The sequence below is a fragment of the Terracoccus sp. 273MFTsu3.1 genome, from assembly GCF_000383675.1.
Classification (GTDB): Bacteria; Actinomycetota; Actinomycetes; order Actinomycetales; family Dermatophilaceae; genus Terrabacter.
Genome location: NZ_KB911823.1, coordinates 325,060 through 343,921, shown reverse-complemented (window position 1 = coordinate 343,921; position 18,862 = coordinate 325,060). Strand labels below are relative to the sequence as shown.

20 protein-coding genes are annotated in these 18,862 nt (G+C 71.4%); 10 read left to right on the top strand and 10 right to left on the bottom strand.

The window, feature by feature from the left end:
- Window positions 1-15: 15 nt before the first annotated feature.
- The 3 genes from H283_RS0114515 (at window position 16) to H283_RS0114505 (ending at window position 2,522) form a co-directional block, all read left to right on the top strand.
- On the top strand, window positions 16-546 hold the full coding sequence (locus H283_RS0114515) for a hypothetical protein (protein WP_020144252.1): 531 nt from the start codon (window positions 16-18) through the stop codon (window positions 544-546).
- A gap of 117 nt (window positions 547-663) precedes the next feature.
- The gene (locus H283_RS0114510; protein WP_020144251.1) at window positions 664-2,040 is read left to right on the top strand and encodes an MFS transporter; all 1,377 of its coding nucleotides are present in this window, start codon (window positions 664-666) and stop codon (window positions 2,038-2,040) included.
- Window positions 2,041-2,159: 119 nt separating this feature from the next.
- Complete coding sequence (locus H283_RS0114505; RefSeq protein ID WP_028785601.1) at window positions 2,160-2,522, top strand: RNA polymerase-binding protein RbpA; 363 nt, start codon at window positions 2,160-2,162, stop codon at window positions 2,520-2,522.
- Between the two features lie 135 nt (window positions 2,523-2,657).
- Here the strand turns inward: H283_RS0114505 and H283_RS0114500 are convergent, their stop codons facing one another.
- The 7 genes from H283_RS0114500 to H283_RS0114470 are packed head-to-tail and all read right to left on the bottom strand — an operon-like array spanning window position 2,658 to window position 9,631.
- Window positions 2,658-3,221, bottom strand: a complete 564-nt coding sequence (locus H283_RS0114500; RefSeq protein ID WP_081633876.1) for an FxsA family protein — start codon at window positions 3,219-3,221, stop codon at window positions 2,658-2,660.
- Window positions 3,218-4,009: a polyprenol monophosphomannose synthase gene (locus H283_RS0114495; protein ID WP_020144248.1), complete on the bottom strand. Its 792-nt coding sequence runs from the start codon at window positions 4,007-4,009 to the stop codon at window positions 3,218-3,220. Before H283_RS0114495 ends, H283_RS0114500 begins: the two co-directional genes overlap by 4 nt.
- Window positions 3,990-5,576 (bottom strand): apolipoprotein N-acyltransferase, encoded by a 1,587-nt coding sequence (lnt, locus tag H283_RS25255; RefSeq protein ID WP_156023200.1) that lies wholly within the window; start codon window positions 5,574-5,576, stop codon window positions 3,990-3,992. Before lnt ends, H283_RS0114495 begins: the two co-directional genes overlap by 20 nt.
- Before the next feature lie 56 nt (window positions 5,577-5,632).
- Complete coding sequence (locus H283_RS0114485; RefSeq protein WP_020144246.1) at window positions 5,633-6,106, bottom strand: hotdog domain-containing protein; 474 nt, start codon at window positions 6,104-6,106, stop codon at window positions 5,633-5,635.
- A complete protein-coding gene (locus H283_RS0114480; protein ID WP_051103663.1) occupies window positions 6,103-6,897 on the bottom strand; it encodes an OAM dimerization domain-containing protein in 795 nt (264 codons plus the stop codon). Before H283_RS0114480 ends, H283_RS0114485 begins: the two co-directional genes overlap by 4 nt.
- Complete coding sequence (locus H283_RS0114475; RefSeq protein ID WP_020144244.1) at window positions 6,894-8,507, bottom strand: lysine 5,6-aminomutase subunit alpha; 1,614 nt, start codon at window positions 8,505-8,507, stop codon at window positions 6,894-6,896. Before H283_RS0114475 ends, H283_RS0114480 begins: the two co-directional genes overlap by 4 nt.
- On the bottom strand, window positions 8,504-9,631 hold the full coding sequence (locus tag H283_RS0114470; RefSeq protein WP_231372288.1) for an L-erythro-3,5-diaminohexanoate dehydrogenase: 1,128 nt from the start codon (window positions 9,629-9,631) through the stop codon (window positions 8,504-8,506). The genes H283_RS0114475 and H283_RS0114470 overlap by 4 nt, the downstream gene beginning before the upstream one ends.
- Window positions 9,632-9,767: 136 nt before the next feature.
- Here H283_RS0114470 and H283_RS0114465 point away from each other — a divergent pair, with 136 nt between their 5' ends.
- The 5 genes from H283_RS0114465 (at window position 9,768) to H283_RS25250 (ending at window position 14,547) form a co-directional block, all read left to right on the top strand.
- A complete protein-coding gene (locus H283_RS0114465; protein WP_020144242.1) occupies window positions 9,768-11,213 on the top strand; it encodes a KamA family radical SAM protein in 1,446 nt (481 codons plus the stop codon).
- 184 nt (window positions 11,214-11,397) lie between these two features.
- Entirely contained in the window at window positions 11,398-12,135 is a 738-nt protein-coding gene (locus H283_RS0114460; RefSeq protein ID WP_020144241.1) for a VOC family protein, read from the top strand.
- On the top strand, window positions 12,132-12,752 hold the full coding sequence (locus H283_RS0114455) for a TetR/AcrR family transcriptional regulator (protein WP_020144240.1): 621 nt from the start codon (window positions 12,132-12,134) through the stop codon (window positions 12,750-12,752). The genes H283_RS0114460 and H283_RS0114455 overlap by 4 nt, the downstream gene beginning before the upstream one ends.
- Window positions 12,752-13,249 (top strand): Cys-tRNA(Pro) deacylase, encoded by a 498-nt coding sequence (gene ybaK, locus H283_RS0114450; protein WP_020144239.1) that lies wholly within the window; start codon window positions 12,752-12,754, stop codon window positions 13,247-13,249. The genes H283_RS0114455 and ybaK overlap by 1 nt, the downstream gene beginning before the upstream one ends.
- Window positions 13,246-14,547, top strand: coding sequence for a multidrug effflux MFS transporter (locus tag H283_RS25250; RefSeq protein WP_020144238.1), 1,302 nt, complete (start codon window positions 13,246-13,248; stop codon window positions 14,545-14,547). The genes ybaK and H283_RS25250 overlap by 4 nt, the downstream gene beginning before the upstream one ends.
- Before the next feature lie 54 nt (window positions 14,548-14,601).
- Here the strand turns inward: H283_RS25250 and H283_RS0114440 are convergent, their stop codons facing one another.
- Window positions 14,602-15,060: an Lrp/AsnC family transcriptional regulator gene (locus H283_RS0114440; RefSeq protein WP_020144237.1), complete on the bottom strand. Its 459-nt coding sequence runs from the start codon at window positions 15,058-15,060 to the stop codon at window positions 14,602-14,604.
- Between the two features lie 102 nt (window positions 15,061-15,162).
- Window positions 15,163-17,004, bottom strand: a complete 1,842-nt coding sequence (locus H283_RS0114435; protein WP_020144236.1) for a hypothetical protein — start codon at window positions 17,002-17,004, stop codon at window positions 15,163-15,165.
- A 118-nt stretch (window positions 17,005-17,122) separates the two neighbouring features.
- On the opposite strand from H283_RS0114435, the gene H283_RS0114430 reads away from it, so the two are divergent.
- A complete protein-coding gene (locus tag H283_RS0114430; protein WP_043649471.1) occupies window positions 17,123-18,064 on the top strand; it encodes a 5'-3' exonuclease in 942 nt (313 codons plus the stop codon).
- Between the two features lie 130 nt (window positions 18,065-18,194).
- On the top strand, window positions 18,195-18,419 hold the full coding sequence (locus tag H283_RS0114425) for a hypothetical protein (RefSeq protein WP_020144234.1): 225 nt from the start codon (window positions 18,195-18,197) through the stop codon (window positions 18,417-18,419).
- Window positions 18,420-18,653: 234 nt separating this feature from the next.
- Here H283_RS0114425 and H283_RS0114420 read toward each other — a convergent pair whose 3' ends face one another.
- Window positions 18,654-18,854 (bottom strand): cold-shock protein, encoded by a 201-nt coding sequence (locus tag H283_RS0114420; RefSeq protein WP_020144233.1) that lies wholly within the window; start codon window positions 18,852-18,854, stop codon window positions 18,654-18,656.
- Window positions 18,855-18,862: the final 8 nt, after the last annotated feature.

Genomic DNA, 18,862 nt, shown 5'->3' with positions numbered 1-18,862 from the left:
GGGAAAGGAAGCCGCATGGACCTCTCCACGTTCTATGCCGTGGTCTCGGCCACGTGCTTCACGCTCGTCGGCCTGTGGTGGTCCGCCCTCGACCGGCGCCGGGAGCTGCTCGCCGGCGACGAGACCCGTCGTCTCGTGGGCGGCGTCTACCTCACCTTCCTCCTGCCCGGCCTGATGGGCCTCTTCGCCCAGGTCGCACCCACCCAGCCCTGGCTCTGGCGCACGACCTTCGGGCTCGTCGCCCTCGTCGGCGCCTGGTCGACGCTGCGACTCGTCCGCGCCGACCGCGGCCCCCTCGGTCCGGACGGCGCCAGGCTTCGGGGCCCCTTCCGGCGGCACCGCTGGCTCGTCGCGGTGCTCTACGCCGTCATCGTCGTGGTCGCCGCTGCGCCCGAGGTGGGCAGTGCCGTCGGGCTCAGCGGCCTGCAGGCGGCCGCCCTCGCCGTCGTCTGCCTCGTCGTGCTCGCCCACGGTCTGGCGTGGGAGCTGCTGACGACGACCCCCGACGTCCAGCAGCGCCCCCTCCCCTCCCCCACCACCGACTGATCAGTCGAGGAGGATCGACGGGGGCGTATGCCGTCTGCCGACCACGGGCGCCCGACGTCGCGGCGTGTTTCGGCCTCTCCCCCTGCCCTCGCGCCGACCGTGTGGGACAGTCCTCGCATGTCGAACGCCGTCGTCAACGCCGCGCGACCGGAGACCCGGGAGCAGCGGGCCTGGTACTGGTACGACTGGGCCAACTCGGCCTACGTCACGACCACCGCGACGGTGCTCATGAGCCCCTACCTCACGTCGGTCGCAGAGCAGGCGGCCTGCCCCGGGCTGCCGGACGGCCAGGACTGCACGACGAACCTCTCGGTGCTCGGCATCCCCGTGGCGCCCGGCTCGCTGTGGTTCTTCACCGTGACCTTCACGACGATCCTGTCGGCGATCGTGCTCATCTTCATCGGCGCCATCGCCGACCGCAGCCCCCGGCCGACGCGGCTCTTCGCCGGCTTCGCGTGGGCGGGCGCCCTGGCGGCGAGCCTCATGTTCTTCGTCGCCGGCACGAACTGGCAGCTCGGCGCCGTCCTCGTCGTCGTGGCCGGCATCTGCCTCGGGTCCTCGCTCGTGATCTACGACTCGATCCTGTGCCGGATCGCCAACGAGAACGAGCGCGACCGGGTCTCCTCGAAGGGCTGGGCGTTCGGCTACCTCGGCGGCGGCATCCTGCTCGCGCTCAACTTCGCCCTCGACTTCTTCCACGAGGACCTCGGGCTCGACCGAGCCCTGTCCACGCGCATCAGCATCCTGTCCGCGGGTCTCTGGTGGGCGGGCTTCACGATCATCCCGTACCTCGGCCTGCGCCACCTGACCGGCACGGTCGAGACCCCCGTCGAGCGCTCGGCCGGCGTCGTGCGCGGCAGCATCGCCCAGCTGCGCAGCACGTTCCGCGACCTCGCGAACTACCCGCAGACGAAGCTGTTCCTCGTCGCCTACCTCTTCTTCAACGACGGCATCCAGACGGTCATCGGCAGCTCGAGCGTCTACGGGTCGAAGGAGCTCGGCTTCTCCGAGACGACCGTGCTCGGCGTGTTCCTCTTCGTGCAGTTCGTCGCCTTCCTGGGAGCGCGGCTCTTCGGCCGGGTGGCCGCCTCGATCGGGGCCTGGCGCACGATCCTCTACGGCATCGGACTCTGGACGGTCGTCGTCGTCTTCGCCTTCGTCCTGCCGTCGAAGTCGCTCGTCATCTTCCTCGCGCTCGCCCTGCTCATCGGCCTCGTGCTCGGCGGCACCCAGGCCCTGTCGCGCTCGCTCTACAGCCAGCTGATCCCCCGCGGCCGCGAGGCGGAGTACTTCAGCCTCTACCAGGCCATGGAGCGCGGCACCAGCTGGTTCGGGACGCTCATCTTCGGTCTCGTCTACCAGTTCACCCTCAGCTACCGCTGGGCGATCATCGCCCTCATCGTCTTCTTCGCCATCGGCGGCGTGCTCCTGTCGAAGGTGCGGATGCGAGAGGGCATCGAGCAGGCCGGCAACCCGGTTCCCGCCGTGATCTGAGAAACGCTTACAATTCGCCGCCCACCGGGGAACAAGTCAACCGTTCCGCTCGTTCAAGCGTCTGTGAGGGTAAGACACCAGCGAGGTGTCACAAGGGCATACGTCTTGGAGGGGTCCACATGGCCGATCGAGCACTACGCGGTTCCAACCTCGGCGCGAGGAGCATGGAGTCCGACGAGAACGTCGTACCGAGTGAGCGTCAGCTCACCGTCTACGTCTGCGCCGACGGGCACCGCACCGAGCTCCCCTTCTCGATCGAGGCCGACGTGCCTCCCACCTGGGAGTGCCGCTGCGGACTCGACGCGAAGCTCCAGGGCGGCGGACCCGAGCCGGAGGCCAAGCCGGTCAAGCACCAGCGCACGCACTGGGACATGCTCCTCGAGCGTCGTTCCATCCCCGAGCTCGAGGAGCTCCTCGAGGAGCGCCTGACGCTCCTGCGTGAGTCGCGTGGCGAGAAGCCACGCCGCCGCAAGACCGCCTGACCTCCTCAGAGCGCACCACCGAGGAGCCCGCCCCGTTCGTGGAGGCGGGCTCTTCGCATGTCCGGTTCGCGATGGTCACGGCAGCCCGGCGCGGGCCGGGATCACCTCGAACGAGATGAGGCGATGAGAGCGGGATCAGTCCTGGTCGTCGATGATCTCGCCCTCGACGACCTCGTCGCTCGTCGACGAGCGCTGCGGGCCCTGGGGTGTCTGCTCCTGCTCCCAGGCTGACGTCGCGGGCTGTCCGGACACCGTGGGCCCGGCGAACCGCTCGGTCTGGGCGAGCAGGCGGCGCGAGATGACGGCGGCGAGCATGCTGCGCGCGACGGGCCGCGTGAACGGGAGCACGAGGACGAGACCGAGCACGTCGGTGACGAACCCCGGCAGGACGAGCAGGCTGCCGCCGACGAGCACGACGACACCGTCGGCGATCTCGCGGGCGGGCATCCGCCCGCTGCGCACGGCCTGCTCGAGGGCGCGCCAGGCCCGGCCGCCCTCGCGGCGGATGAGCCATGCCCCGAGGAGCGAGGTCCCGACGAGCAGCAGGAAGGTCGGCCAGCCGCCGATGGCCTGACCGACGGCGACGATGACGAGGATCTCGATGATCGGCAGGAGCAGGAGCGCGACGACCGCCAGACGGGTCAGGCGCACCCGTCTGACGCGTGACGGACCGCGAGCCGGGCCGGCGGGGCCGCTCATGACCGGTCCCCGACCGGCTCGCTCCCACGCACCCGGCCGGCGACGGAGCGCAGCTGGCCCACGCGGTGCTCCACGCCCCACCTCGTGACACTGGTCAGCGCCTCGCGCACGATGTCCTGGCCCATCTTCGACACGCCGACCTCCCGCTCGACGAACGTGATCGGCACCTCGACGACCGTGAGCCCCGCGCGCACGGCACGCAGCGTCAGGTCGATCTGGAAGCAGTAGCCCTGCGACTCGACGCCCTGGAGCCCCATGGCCCGCAGCGCGCTCGCGCGGTAGACGCGGTAGCCCGCCGTCGCGTCGTTGACCGACATTCCGAGCAGCACCTTGGTGTAGAGGTTGGCACCGACCGAGAGCACCTTGCGGCGGACCGGCCAGTTGCGCACCTCGCCGCCCTTGACCCACCGGGCACCGATGACGAGGTCTGCCTCACCGAGTGCGGCCAGCAGCGACGGCAGCTGCTCCGGGAGGTGCGAGCCGTCGGCGTCCATCTCGACGACGGCGTCGTAGCCGCGCTCGAGGGCGATGGCGAAGCCGGCGAGGTAGGCCTTGCCGAGGCCCTCCTTGGCGGAGCGGTGCACGACGTGCACCTGCGGGTCCGCGGACGCGAGGTCGTCGGCGACCTGGCCGGTGCCGTCGGGAGAACCGTCGTCGAGCACGAAGACATCGGCGGCGGGCACGTTCGCGCGCACTCGCGCGACGATGCCGGGCAGGTTGTCCCGCTCGTTGTACGTCGGGATGAGCACGGCCACTCGGGTCACCGGCTCACGCTGCGTCGTCGTCATCCTCTTCCTTCGTTGTCTCCGGCGCTGCCGGGCGGCCGCTGCGAAGACCCAGGGCGAGCATCGTCAGCAGTGCGGCGGCGGCGACCCACTCGGGGGCCTCACCCACCCGGGTCGCCAGCGTCGTGGCGTCCCGCAAGGGTAGTGGTCCTCTGACCACCGCCTGTGTGAACAACGACGTCACCTGGTGAGCGGTTCCGTCGGGCGTGATGAGGGCGCTCTGGCCGACCGTCGACACGTGCACGACGGAGCGCCCGAACTCCATGGCCCGCAACCGGCTGATCGCCAGCTGCTGGGGCGACTCGGCGGTGTAGCCGAAGGTCGCGTTGTTCGTCTGGACCACGAGGACGTTGGCACCGGTCTGCACGGCGTCTCGCATGATGTCGTCGTAGGCCACCTCGAAGCAGATCGCGAGGCCGGCCCGGATCTGCTGGCCCGAGGCCGTCGTGACGCGGAAGACGCCGGGCGAGGGGCCCTGGACGAAGTCACGCGTGACGAGGTCGACCTCCTTGCTGAAGGTCCGCCAGAAGGACCGGTTCGGGATGTACTCGGCGAACGGCACCGGGTGGCGCTTGACGTAGCGGTCGGTGTTGCCCTTGCCGGGCTCGAAGAGCAGGGCCACGTTGGAGACGAACCCGACAGGTTCCTCGAGCAGGCCCCCGACGATGAGAGGTCGCTTCAGCGCGTCGACGGTCTCCAGGATGAGGTCCTTGGCGTCGGCGTTGCGCAGCGGGTCGATGTCCGAGGCGTTCTCGGGCCAGACGACGAGGTCCGGGGCCGGCGCGCGCCCGGCGTCGACGTCGTCCTGGGCCTTGAGCGTCGCCGCGACGTGGTTGTCGAGGACCTGGCGGCGCTCGGCGTTGAAGTCGAGACCGGGCCGCGCCACATTGCCCTGGACGCCGAGGAACTGGGCGCTCGGGCCGTCGGTCGGCAACGGGACCGCGAGACCCACGAGGCCGAGCACGAGCGCTCCCGCGGCGGGCAGCGCGAGGCCACGGGGCGGCATACGCAAGCGCGGCGTGGCGGTGGCGCCGCTCCCCCGGCGCTCGGCCACGGCCGACAGGGCATGCTGGGCGGCGAGCGCGAGCAGGCCACCGCTGAGAGCGATGACGAAGCCGACGAACGGCGCGCCACCGAGTGCCACGAGCCGACCGAACGGCGAGTCGGCCTGGCCGAAGGCGAGCTTGAGCCAGGGGAAGCCACCGTAGGGGGCGCGGGCGCGGAAGCCCTCGGCGACGACCCACACGAGGGCGAACGCCCACGGGCGGACGCTCCCGCGCCGGCTCAGCCAGCCGTAGAGCCCGCCCGCCACCCCGACGAACAGGGCCTGCAGGGTCGCGAGCGCGATCCACGGCAGCGAGCCCACGTAGATACCCGACCAGCTGAGCGTCGGCACGAAGAAGACGAGACCGCCGGCGAGTCCGAGCAGGAAGCCGCGTCGCCCCCCGGCGCCGGCCCAGGACCACGCCCACAGCGCGAGGGCCACCGGTGCGGCCACCCAGACGTCGAAGGTCGGGAACGCGAGGCAGAGCAGTCCACCGCCGAGCAGGGACACGAGGAGACGCCGCACGGGGTTCACCGTATGCCGTGCGGCCGGGACGTCAGCGAGCAGGGCGCTCAGGGCGCTCAGGGCACGACGACGACGCCACGGGCGGTCGTGGCGACGATCGGCGGGTCGAGCATCTCGGCCGCGGACTCCCCACGCTCCTGGTTGCCCCGTCCGACGACGCGCACCTCGAAGTCCATCTCCCTCGAGCGGGTGCCGACCCGGACGATCTCGGCCGAGATCTCGATGACGTCACCGGCCGTGATCCGCGAGCGGAACTGGACGTCGCTGTAGGACGCGAAGAGCCCCTCGTCGCCGTCGGTGACGATGCACATCTCGGTGGCGACGTCGCCGAAGGCGGCCATCGAGTAGGCCCCGTCGACGAGGTTGCCGGCGTAGTGGGCGTGACCGTAGGGCACGTAGCGGCGGTGCGTGATGCGCAGCCCGACCTTGGCCCGGGTCAGCTTCGCCGGGGTGGCCGAGGCCGTCGCCGGCGTCGTGGGCGCGGTGGCCGAGAGGGGCTCGGGCACCGTGGGTTCGGTGGTCTCGCTCATGGCTTCTTCCCCTTCCGGAGGCCGATCTCATGGACCAGGTAGCTGGCGACCTCGCCGGGGGTCGTGCCCCGGCCGAAGATCCGGTCGACGCCGAGGGCCTTCTCGGACCCGTCCTCGAAGCGCGGGCCGCCGGCGATGAGGATCGGCACCTGCCCGGCCGGGTAGGCCTCGCGGAAGGCCGCGGACATCTGGGTGGTGTTGTGGATGTGGGCGTCCTTCTGGGTGACGACCTGGCTGACGAGCACGGCGTCGGCCTTCTCGGCGCGGGCCCGGGCGACGAGCTCGGGCACGAGCACCTGGGCGCCGAGGTTGACGACCTTGATCTCGCGGTAGTACTCGAGGCCCTTCTCGCCGGCGAAGCCCTTGATGTTGAGGATCGCGTCGATGCCGACGGTGTGGGCGTCGGTGCCGATGCAGGCACCGACGACGACGAGCTTGCGGCGGAGCTGCTTCTTGATCGTCAGGTTGGCGTCCTTGGCGGACAGCAGGGGGTACTCGCGCTCGACGACGTGGACGTCGTCGAGGTTGACGAGGTGCGTCGAGCTGCCGTAGACGACGAAGAACGTGAAGTCGGGACCCATGGCCTTCGCGTGCACGAGCAGGGCTGGGTCCAGGCCCATCTTCCGGGCGAGCTGGAGCGCGGCGCCCTCGGCCTTCTTGTCGTGGGGCAGCGGCAGGGTGAACGACATCTGCACCATGCCGTCGCCGGTCGTGTCGCCGTAGGGCCGGATGATGCTGCCCGACGCGGCCGAGGAGGGGGTTGCCTGGCCAGGCTGCTTCGCTGCGCTCATCGGCCGGCCATCTTCGCCGGCGGGGTCCACGCGTCGAGGGCGGTGGTCGCCGGGTTGTCGTAGTCGTCGGCGCGCTCGCTGACGCCGTCGAGGCCCTTGCCTCCCGTCGCCGGCCGCTTCATGAGGCCGAAGGTGCCGTCGGCGATGGCCGCGAGGAGCGGCGCGTCGCCGGCGGCGTCGGTGTCGCTGACGATGCGGTCGAGCAGGTCGACCGCTTCGGAGAGCACCTGGCGAGCGCGGGTCTGGATGTAGCCGTCGCGCGGTGGGTGGAAGTCCTCGGTCAGCCCGCTCGCCGCGTTCATGACGTAGCGGACGTTCTGCAGCGCGAGGTCGCGGTCGGAGAGGAACGGCGTCACGACGGCCTCGGTCATCATGCCGACGAGCAGGATGCCCTGACCGGTCATGGCGCCCACGAGGTTGAAGAACCCGTCGAGCAGGTAGCCGCGGAAGACGTCGCCCGTCATGTGCTTCGTCGGCGGCATCCACTTCAGCGGCGCGTCCGGGAAGAGCTGGCGGGCGAGCATCGCGTGGGCGAGCTCCATCCGGAAGCTGTCGGGGATGTCGGGGTTGATCTCGAAGGCGTGTCCGAGCCCGAGCTGCCAGTCCTCGAGGCCCGCCTCCTTGGCGAAGCGCTCGTTGAGCAGCTGGCTCACGGTGACGGTGTGGGCGGCCTCGACGGCGTCGGCGGTCGTGAGGTAGTTGTCCTCACCGGTGTTGATGATGATGCCGGCCCGGGCGTGCACCTGGCGCGAGAAGCGCTGGTCGACGAAGGTGCGGATCGGGTTGATGTCGCGGAAGAGGATGCCGTACATCGAGTCGTTGAGCATCATGTCGAGGCGTTCCATGCCGGCGAGGGCCGCGATCTCGGGCATGCACAGTCCCGAGGCGTAGTTCGTCAGCCGGACGTAGCGACCGAGCTCCTTGCTCACGTCGTCGAGCGCGGCACGCATGAGGCGGAAGTTCTCCTGCGTCGCGTACGTCCCGGCGAAGCCTTCGCGGGTCGCCCCCTCGGGGACGTAGTCGAGCAGGGACTGACCCGTGGAGCGGATCACGGCGATGATGTCGGCGCCCTCACGCGCGGCCGCCTGGGCCTGCGGGATGTCCTCGTAGATGTCGCCGGTCGCGACGATGAGGTAGATCCACGGCTTGGTCTTCGGGTCGCCGTGGCGCTTGATGAGGCGGTCACGGGTGGCGCGCGACCGGTCGATGGTGCGCAGTCCCGCGCCCACCCCCTTCGCGGCGGCGCGGCGGGCCGCCGTGGCCTCGCGACCCGTGGGCATCCGGAAGGAGACGTTGCCGCTCGCGGCCTTCTGCGCCAACGTCGTGAGGTCGGGCGCCTCGCCGCGGAGCAGCGCGTCGTAGACCGGCGTCGTGACGCCGTGCTCGAGGCCGACCTCGTCGCGGACCGCGGTGACGAGGTGGTTGACCCACGGCACGCGCTCGTGGTCCGCGCCGGCGAGACCGGCGAGGCGCAGGGTCGCGCGCTCGACCGACACCGTCGTGTGGCTGCGGGCGATCTTCACGACGGGGGCGGCGGCCTTGCGGGCGAGCGCGCGGGCCCGGCGCACGACGGCCGGGTCGAGCTCGAGCATGGCGTCGGGGCGGGTCATGCGTCAGATCCTGCCTTCTCGGTGGCGAGGCGGCCCTCGAAGAGCGCCCGCACGGCCGGGACGTCGCGGACGAGGCGCAGCGCCGTCTCGGCGTGGCCGGGGACGTAGCCGTTGCCGACGAGCATCCGCACGTCGGCGGCGAGGCCCTCGGCGCCGAGCGCGGCCGCGGCGAAGTTCGTGGCCATGCTGAAGAAGATGATGGTGCCGCCCTGCGCGGTCGCGAGGATCGCGGGCTGCTCGCAGCCGGGGACGTCGACGCAGACGACGGTCACGTCGGCCGGTCCCCCGGCAGACTCGACGGCTGCCGCGAGGCCGAGGGGCGACCGCGCGTCGGCCAGGACGACGGCGTCGGCGAGCCCGCTCGACTCGAGAACCGTCCGCTCGCGCTCCACCGGGACGACGCCGATGGTCCGGCCGGCGCCCGCGGCGCGAGCGGCTGCCAGGGACAGCGAGCCGGACTTGCCGGCCCCGCCGAGGACCGCCACGGTCGGCGCGACGCCGCGGGCGGCGTACTCCCCCACGACGCGCTCGACGAGCGCCGGCGCGCCGCACACGTCCATGACCATGAGCGCCAGGTGCGGGTCGAGGTCGGTGGGGAGGGTGGCCGCGATGCTGCGGCCGAAGAGGATCGCGTGGCCGTCGGCCGGCACCTGCTCGGAGAGACCGTCCCAGCGGGACAGTCCGTCGGTGATGGCCAGGGGGGTCAGGGACAGCGACACGAGGGTCGCGACGCGGTCGCCGACCGCGAGACCGAGCGTGCTGTCCGGCCCGACCTCCTCGACCGTGCCGATGAGCATGCCGCCCGAGCCGGTCACGGGGTTCTGCATCTTGCCGCGCGTCGCGACGATGTCGAGGACCTCGGCACGCACGGCTCCCCCGTCGACGGCGCCGTCGGTGCTGTGCTTCTCCGCGAGCTGCCGGTAGGACGCCGCGTCGAGGTTGAGCGTCTCGACCGCGATGCGGACCTCGTCGGGCCACAGCTGCGGGCTCGCGTCGAGTCGCCGGGCCGCCTGCGGGAGGGTGATGGCGTCGCCGGTGGGCTCGAGCACGCGGTGCAGGCCGACGGGCGACGACACGCGGGCGGCCCCCGTGCGATCCGGGGCGGCCGACGTCGGGTCTGACACGTTCACAAATCCTTCTGTATGTACGGACGGAAACCGAAGATCTTGCGTCAGCATAGGGGCACACCGGCGGTATCTTCACAATTTCGTGAGCCGGACGTGTTTGAGCGAGACCGCCCCTGGCGTTACTGTTCTCCGCATGAGCAAGGTTGAGCAGCCCTACGCGTACCGCCGACGCGAGCTCGTCGAGCCCGACTGGACGCGTTTCCCGGGCTGGGCGAGCATCACCCAGGCCGACTGGGACAGCGCACAGTGGCAGCGGGTCAACTGTGTCAGGAACATCAAGCAGTTGCGAGCCCTCATGGGCGACCTGCTCGACGACCGCTTCTACGACGACCTCGCCAAGGACCAGAGCGAGCGGGCGACGATGTCGATGCTCGTCCCGCCGCAGATGCTCAACACGATGGTCCCGTCGACCGACTCGCCGATGCCGTCGGCCGGGCACGACTTCACCGAGGCCTTCTACGCCGACCCGATCCGCAACTACATGCTGCCGGTCTTCTCCGACCGTCGCACCGACTGGCCGTCGCACCCGCACGCGTCGCGCGACTCGCTGCACGAGCACGACATGTGGGTCGCCGAGGGACTGACGCACCGCTACCCCACCAAGGTGCTCGCGGAGCTGCTGCCCACCTGCCCGCAGTACTGCGGCCACTGCACGCGCATGGACCTCGTCGGCAACTCGACGCCGCAGGTCGCCAAGCTGAAGTTCGACCTCAAGCCGGTCGACCGCTACGCCGCGATGCTCGACTACCTGCGCACCTCCCCGGTCGTGCGCGACGTCGTCGTCTCGGGTGGCGACGTCGCCAACATGCCGTGGAAGAACCTCGAGGCGTTCATCGACCAGCTCCTCGACATCGAGAACATCCGCGACATCCGCCTCGCGACCAAGGCGCTCATGGGTCTGCCCCAGCACTGGTTCGCCGAGGACGTCGTCGAGGGCGTGGCCCGCGTCTCGGCCAAGGCCCGCTCGCGCGGTGTCTCGCTCGCGATCCACACGCACGTCAACAACGCCCAGTCGCTGACGCCGTCCGTCGCCCGCGCGTCCAAGGCCATGCTCGACGCCGGCGTCCGCGACGTCCGCAACCAGGGTGTCCTCATGCGCGGCGTCAACGACACGACCGAGCAGCTGCTCGACCTCTGCTTCGGCCTCGCCGACGGCGCCCAGATCACGCCGTACTACTTCTACATGTGCGACATGATCCCGTTCGCCGAGCACTGGCGGCTCTCGCTCGCCGAGGCCCAGCACCTCCAGCACTCGATGATGGGCTACCTCCCCGGCTTCTCGACGCCGCGCATCGTCTGCGACGTGCCGTTCGTCGGCAAGCGCTGGGTCCACCAGGTCGAGGAGTACGACACCGAGCGCGGCATCTCCTACTGGCGCAAGAACTACCGCACCTCCATCGAGGGCGACGACACCGAGGCGCTCTCGCGCGAGTACGTCTACTACGACCCGATCTACACGCTGCCCGAGGCCGGGCAGCAGTGGTGGCACCAGTCGGTGGACCACGAGTCGGTCCTGGCCGAGGCGACCGAGCAGGCCGCCACGAGCCGCGCCGCCGCCGAGTCGCAGCTGCTCGTCTGACACAGAAGACAGCACGACAAGCACGACAAGCACGTATGCCGCGTGGCCCGGGACCGTCGAGGTCCCGGGCCACGCCGGCGTCCGGACCCGGTCGCCGGGCGTCTATCCCGTTGTGGCCCGACCCTGCGCCACCTAGCGTGGCTCGGGACCGTGCTTCCGTGCACCAGACCCGAGACGAGGCCCGATGACCTGCCGCCTGCTCGAGCTCTGCATTGACGCGAACGACCCGGCGCGCCTCGCGGACTTCTGGGCCGGGCTGCTGGACCGCGAGACCGACGCCGACGGCGTCGTCCTGCCGCCGGGTGAGGAACCCGAGTTCGCGATCCGGTTCCTGCCGGCGACGGTGCGCAGCACCGGCCCGAACCAGATCCACCTGCACCTGACGAGCGCCACGCCGGACGAGCAGCAGTCGACCGTCGACCGGGCGCTCCGGCTCGGTGCCCGACACCTCGACGTCGGACAGCGGCCGGAGGAGGCTCACGTCGTGCTCGCGGACCCGGAGGGCAACGAATTGTGCGTCATCGAGGCGGGCAACGCCTTCCTCGCCGACACGGCGTTCCTCGGGGAGCTCGCCTGCGACGGGACCCGCGAGGTCGGTCTCTTCTGGAGCGAGGCCCTGGACTGGCCGCTCGTCTGGGACCACGACGGGGAGACGGCCATCCAGTCACCCCGCGGCGGCGCGAAGATCGCCTGGGGAGGCCCACCCCTGCGTCCGAGGTCGGGGCGCAACGTCATGCACCTCCACGTGAGCCCGACGACACCGGACGACCTCGACGCCGAGGTCGCACGCCTCCTCTCGCTCGGAGCCACGCGGCTCGACACCGGCCACGTGGACGGCTGCGGGGTCCCGCTCGCCGACCCCGACGGCAACGAGTTCTGCGTCCAGGACCTCCGCGAGGGCACCCGTAGACTGCGGCGGTGACTTCCCGCTCCCCCGGCACCCGCGTCCGCATGCCTCGCGCCGAGCGGGAGGCGCAGATGCTGGCCGTGGCCGAGCAGGTCTTCTCGGCCCGCGGCATCCAGGCCGCCACGATGGACGAGATCGCCGAGCTCGTCGGCGTCACCAAGCCCCTCATCTACGACTACTTCGGGTCGAAGGAGGGCCTGCTGGCGGCGACGATCGAGCGGGCCCGCGGGCAGCTGCTCGCCGCGCTCATCGACTCGTGGGTGGCCCAGCCGGCCGCACCCGCCCGCGACCGGGTGCGCGGCGTCGTCCACGCGTTCTTCTCGTTCATCGACGAGCACGACCAGGCGTTCGCGCTGCTGCGCACCGAGGGAGCCCTCATCGGCGAGGCCTCGGCGTCCGTCGAACGCATCCGCCAGCAGACCGCCAAGGCGTTCGCCGAGGGCCTGCGGACCCTGCCGGCGTTCGAGGCCCTCGAGCCGCGCCGGGTCACGGTCATGGCCGAGATCCTCATCGGCGGGTGCGAGCGTCTCGCCGTCTGGCGCAGCACGCACCCGGGCACGACGGCCGACGAGGCCACCGACCTCGTCGTCACGACGATCTGGGACGGGCTCGCGTTCGTCGGCGACGCCTGATGGCGAGGCAACGCCAGGCCGACGGTCCGTCGACACCAGCCACCGTCGCCCTCGACCGCGCGGGGGTCTCGTACTCCCGCCACCCCTACGAGCACGACCCTGCGGCGACGAGCTACGGCCTCGAGGCCGCGGCCGCGCTCGGTGTCGAGCCCTCCCGCGTCTTCAAGACCCTGCTCGTCGACACCGGCACGACGCTGGCGGTGGGCGTCGTGCCCGTCGACGGCCAGCTCGACCTCAAGGCCGTCGCCGCGGCGCTCGGCGTCAAGAGCGTCACCATGGCCGACCCCGCAGCGGCCGAGCGCAGCACCGGCTACGTCGTCGGCGGCATCTCCCCGGTCGGACAGAGGCGCGCGCTGCCCACGGTCCTCGACGAGACGGCATACGGCTTCGGGACGGTCTACGTGTCCGGCGGCCGACGCGGCTTCGACATCGGTCTGGCGCCCGAGGACCTCGCGTCGGTCACCCGAGCCCGCCGTGCCCGGATCGGTCGCGCATGACCCTGACCCACGACGCGTCCCGCGACGCGCCGGCGCGAGCGCGCGTGCCCCAGCTGCAGCTCGTCCTCGTCCTCGCGGCGCTGACGATGGTCGGACCGTTCACCATCGACGCGATCTTCCCGGCGTTCGAGGTGATGACCCGCGACCTCGGTGTCGACAAGGTCGCGATGCAGCAGACCGTCAGCGTCTACCTCGTCGCCTTCGCGGTCGCCAGCCTCTTCCACGGGTCGCTGTCCGATGCCCTCGGCCGTCGCCCCGTCATCCTCGCGGGCTGCGCCCTCTACGCCGTCACCAGCGCGCTGTGCGCGCTGGCGCCGAGCATGCCGCTCCTGCTGTGCGCCCGCGGCGCCCAGGGCCTCGTCGCCGGGGCCGGGATGATCGTCGGGCGCACGGTGGTGCGCGACCTCTTCGACGGGGCGCACGCGCAGCGGTTCATGAGCCACATCTCGATGATCTTCGCCATCGCCCCGGCGCTCGCGCCGATCGTCGGCGGCGCCATCCTCGGCTGGGGGTCGTGGCGCACGATCTTCTGGGTGCTCGCGGCCTACGGGGTGCTCCTCGTGGTGCTGACGCTGACGTCGCTGCCCGAGACGCACCCGACCGCCGAGCGCGTGCCGTTCCGGCCTCGGCCGCTGCTCGCGTCGTTCACCTCCGTGGCGGGGGACGGCGCGGTGCTGCGCCTCAGCGCCGCGATCGCCCTCAACTTCGGCGCCCTCTTCCTCTACATCTCCTCGGCGCCCGCGATCGTCGTCGACCACCTCGGGCTCGGCGAGCGCGACTTCGGCGTGCTCTTCGTCCCGCTCGTCGTCACGATGATGATCGGCTCGTACCTCACCGGACGTCTCGCCGGCCGCGTGCGACAGGGGGCCTTCGTCCTCGCCGGCTTCCTCGTGGCCCTCGCCGGCGGCGTGTTCGCGGTCGCCTACCAGGCGTTCGTCGACGAGCCCACGCTGCCGTGGACCGTCGTGCCCGTGGCGGCCGCCTCGCTCGGGGTGTCCCTCGTCTTCCCGATCCTGACGATCGCGCTGCTCGACCTGCGACCGCGCGAACGTGGCGCCGTCTCCTCGTTCCAGTCCTTCCTCAGCACGTGCGTCAACGCGCTCGTGGCCGGGATGGTCTCACCGCTCGTGAGCGGCTCGCTGACGACCCTCGCCGTCGTGGCTGGGTGCCTGACGCTCTCCGCGCTCGTGCTCTGGGCGTGGCACCGACGGCGTATGCGTGCCCGCGCCGGCGCTGCCCACGCACCGGACGACGTCGTCGTCCCGTCACCCGCTCCGGAGCCGATCGAGCAGCTCTGAGCGGTCCGCCCGACTCGTCGACCGCGGGCCGCACTCCTGGTGTCGAGGCTGTCGTCAGGGGGTCTCGCGCGGCATGGCCGACGCGCTGCGGGCTTCCCACGGCGTCGACAGCACGACGGTCGTGCGGGTCGCGACGTTGGCGGCCGATCGGATGCGCGCGAGGAGGTCCTCGAGGTTGCCCGGGGTGGCGACCCGCACCTTGAGGATGTAGCTCTCGACCCCGGCGACCGAGTGGCAGTCCTCGATCTCGGTGATGTGCCGCAGCCGCTCGGGCACGTCGTCGGGCGCGCTCGGGTCGAAGGGCGTGACCGAGATGAGCGCCGTGAGCGGCAGTCCGAGCGACTCCGGGGACACCTGGGCCGTGTAGCCCGTCACGACGCCACGCTCCTCGAGCCGCCGGACGCGCTGGTGCACCGCGGACGTCGACAGGCCCGTGGCCTTGCCGAGGTCCGTGTAGCTCATCCGTCCGTCCGCGAGCAGCAGGCCGACGAGGCGACGGTCGAGTTCTTCCATGGCCGAAGGGTAGACCAGGGGTCACCGGACGGGTGGTCCATTCCTCATGCCGGTACGCCCACCCCGGGACGGGGCGGGCGCACCGGCGACCCGAGGGGAGGCTCAGGGGAACGTCGTGACGGTGCTCGGCACCCCGACGGTGGCCGCGCTGACCGGAGCACCGGTGTCGTTGACGACGTGGTCGAGCGTCCCCGCGCCCAGCTGGACGGTGAGCAGGGAGTGCAGACGGACACCCGGAGTGACGGGCACCTCGAAGCCCCGCGTCGCGTGGATCGTCGGGTCGACGTTCGTGAAGATGTAGCTGCCGCCGCCCCAGAGCTCGTGGGTGCGCACCGAGTCGGCGACCTTGTAGCCGGCCCACCCGAGGACGCCGTCGTGCTGCCAGGCCGCCTGGTTCGGTGCGTCGTAGGGCAGCTCGTTCTGGTAGAACACCGTGCGCCCGCGCTCGCCGTTCCACACGGTGTTGTAGGCCCGGAAGTGCTCGGAGAAGAGGCCGGTGGCGGTCACGTCGTCGCCGTTGACGACGACTCCGTTCTCCGCCGGGTTGACGGTCCACCCGACGCCCCGCCCGTGGTCGGCGCGCCAGGCCCAGATGTCGTCGAGCAGGGCGTGGTCGCTGTTGACCTCGAGGCCCACGGTGGCGCGGCCCGCGAACGGGCCACCGACGCGGAGGAAGACGTCGAGCAGGGTCGTGGGGTTGCCGGCGTCCGACCGGGTCGCCGGGCGCCCGGTGCCGACCCGGACGAGCGCCGGCGAGTTCACCGGGCCGGCGTCGACCATGAGGCCGGCGACGACGACACCGGGCACGTCACCGATGACGAGCGGGACCGCTCCCCCGCGGGCCGTGAGGCTGGCGAGTCCCATCGCCAGGACGACGGTGTCGGCGCGGCGCACCGTGATGCTGCGGTCGACGTCGTAGACACCGGGTGTGAGCAGGAGGTGCTTGCCTCGGGCCAGCTGGCTGTTGATCGTCGTGACGGAGTCGGACGGCCGGGCGACGTAGAAGTCGGAGAGCGGGACCGAGCGCCCCGGCGTCTGGCCGTTCGCCCACGACACTCCGGACGACTCGGTCGTGGCCGAGGGGACGCGCACCTGCCACCTGCCCGCGTCGTCGACGTAGAGGAAGGGACGCTCGCGGCTCACCGGAGTCGTGTCGAGCGTCGTGTAGGTCGGGTCGGGGAACGACGTCGCCGGTGCACCCTGGACCCCGGAGAAGACCTGGTTCCAGACGCCGTTGGACCAGCCGCCGATCTGGCTGTTGCGCACGAGGTACTGCTGCTGCGAGCCGTTGATGACGAAGCCGGTGCGTGAGTCGGCGATGAAGCCGCCGCTGGCGTACTGCGGTCCCGCCGTGCAGTAGTCCATGAGCGTCAGGTTGCCGCCGACGATGTTGACCCGACGCATCGGGGATGCCTGCGACGCGGCCCAGAAGTTGCCCGAGGACCGGCAGTCGGACAGGCCCGTGACGTTGATCGTGACGTTGGACAGCGACCGCCAGAAGTTGTCGAGGGCGATGCAGTTGTCGGGCGCGAGGCAGCGGTTGTAGACGTCGACGTGGCCGTTGATGACGACATCGGTCGGCAGGGCGCCGAGGCCCGCAACCTCGGTGTAGTAGCCGACGCGCACGATGAGCGGGTCGGCGGCCGAGCCGTACGTCCCGGGCTTGAAGAGCAACGTGTAGCGCGAGGCGCCCATCTCGTTGTCGACCTGCTCGGCGTAGACGGCGTCGACGCTCGCGCGGATGGCGGCCACCGACATGCTCGGGTCGTAGACCCGCACGTTCGGGCCGAGATCCGGGGCGGGTGGCGGCGGTGGTGCCGCCGACGCGCTGCCGGGACCCACGAGGGCGACCGCGGCGGCGATCGCGACGACGACGGCCGAGGCGCGACGCGCCCAGCCTCCGCGGGCGGGAGTGGACAGGGGGCCAGCACTGCGAGACGTCATCGTCGTCGACTCTCCACGATGGGCTGCGCTCCGGGTGGTCGCGCTCTCACGCCATCATCGTGGCCCCGGGGGGCCTCGGCAAGGTGCGCTCCCGTCGTGGCCCGGTACCCTCTCGCGTATGCCGTCCCGAGCCCCCAGGATGCTCCTGCTCGACTCCGCCTCGCTCTACTTCCGCGCCTTCTTCGGCGTGCCCGAGGTGATCGGGCCGAGCGGCGTGCCGACCAACGCGGTCCGCGGGCTGCTCGACATGATCGCCTCGCTCGTCGAGCGGGGTCGCCCGACGCACCTCGTCGCCTGCTGGGACAACGACTGGCGCCCGGCGTTCCGGGTCGAGGCCATCCCGTCCTACAAGGCCCACCGCGTCGCCGAGCCCGGGCCCGACGAGCTCGCCGGCGAGACCGTGCCGGAGGCCCTCGGCGTCCAGGTACCGATCATCGTCGACGCGCTGACGGCACTCGGCATCGCCCGGGTCGGCGTCGACGGCTACGAGGCCGACGACGTCATCGGCACGCTGGCCACCGAGTTCAGCGGCCGGATGCCGGTCGACATCGTCACCGGCGACCGCGACCTCTTCCAGCTCGTCGACGACGCGAACCAGGTACGCGTCGTCTACACGGCCCGTGGCGGCGTGCGCTCCCCCGACCTCGTCGACGAGGCGTTCCTGGCGGAGAAGTACGGCGTCTCCAGCGGGCCCGCCTACGGCGACATGGCAGTCCTGCGGGGCGACACGAGCGACGGCCTGCCCGGCGTGGCCGGGATCGGCGAGAAGACCGCGGCGAAGCTCATCACCACCTACGGCACGCTCGAGGCGATCCGGGCCGCCATCGACGCCGGCGACCCCGCCATCAAGGGCGCCCAGCGCGCACGGCTCGAGGCCGCGAGCGACTACCTCGACGCCGCGCCACGCGTCGTGGCGGTGGCCAAGGACGCCGCGGTGCCCGACATCGACCTCGCCGCCCCGTCGGCCGTCGCCGACCCCGCCCTGATGTCACGCCTGGCCGTCGAGCACGGCCTCACGTCGTCCTTCGACCGGGTCATCTCCGCCCTCGGGATCGACTGACCCACGAGCCCTCGAAAGGCCGTCCGAGACGTCACGGTACGGTCACCTTTCGACCGACGTGACGCGTCCGTGAGCGTCCGACGGCCACCCGCGGGTCACCACGGGGCCCCGCAAAGGCGCATACTGAAGGGTGCCCACCCATGGAACGCCCGACCGCCGTCGCCACCTCTCCAGCAGCCCGTTCAGGCCGGCCCCCGCGCCGGACATCGAGGAGTTCTCGGTCGGAGACCGGGTCTCCCACCTGCGCCACGGGCTCGGCGTCGTCGTCTCGTGCAGCCCCGCCACCCTGACCCTCCGCTTCGAGTCCGGCGTGGTCCGCGTCAACACCCCGTTCGAGCGCGTGACCCGGCTCTGAGCCACCGGCCCCGGGCCCACCTGAGCAGTCCCTGAGCGCGACGCTCGTCCCCACGTCCGGCCTACGCTTCACCGGCAGGCACTCGGGCACGACACGGGCGGTCCAGGTGCCTCGAGGTCCTCAGCAGCGCCCAGCAGGTGTGGCACGACTCACCGCTGGCATGACGAAAGGCCGGTCCCCGAGGGGACCGGCCTTCGTCGTGCGGACTGTGGGTCCGACGAGATCAGCGAGCGATCAGAGAGCGCGGACGCGCATCGCCTGCGGGCCCTTGGGGCCCTGCTCGACGTCGAACTCGACGGCCTGGTTCTCCTCGAGGCTGCGGTAGCCGTTGCCCGTGATCTCCGAGTAGTGGACGAAGACGTCGGGACCCTCGGTCGGGGCGATGAAGCCGAAGCCCTTCTCCGAGTTGAACCACTTGACGGTTCCCTGTGCCATGTTTTTCT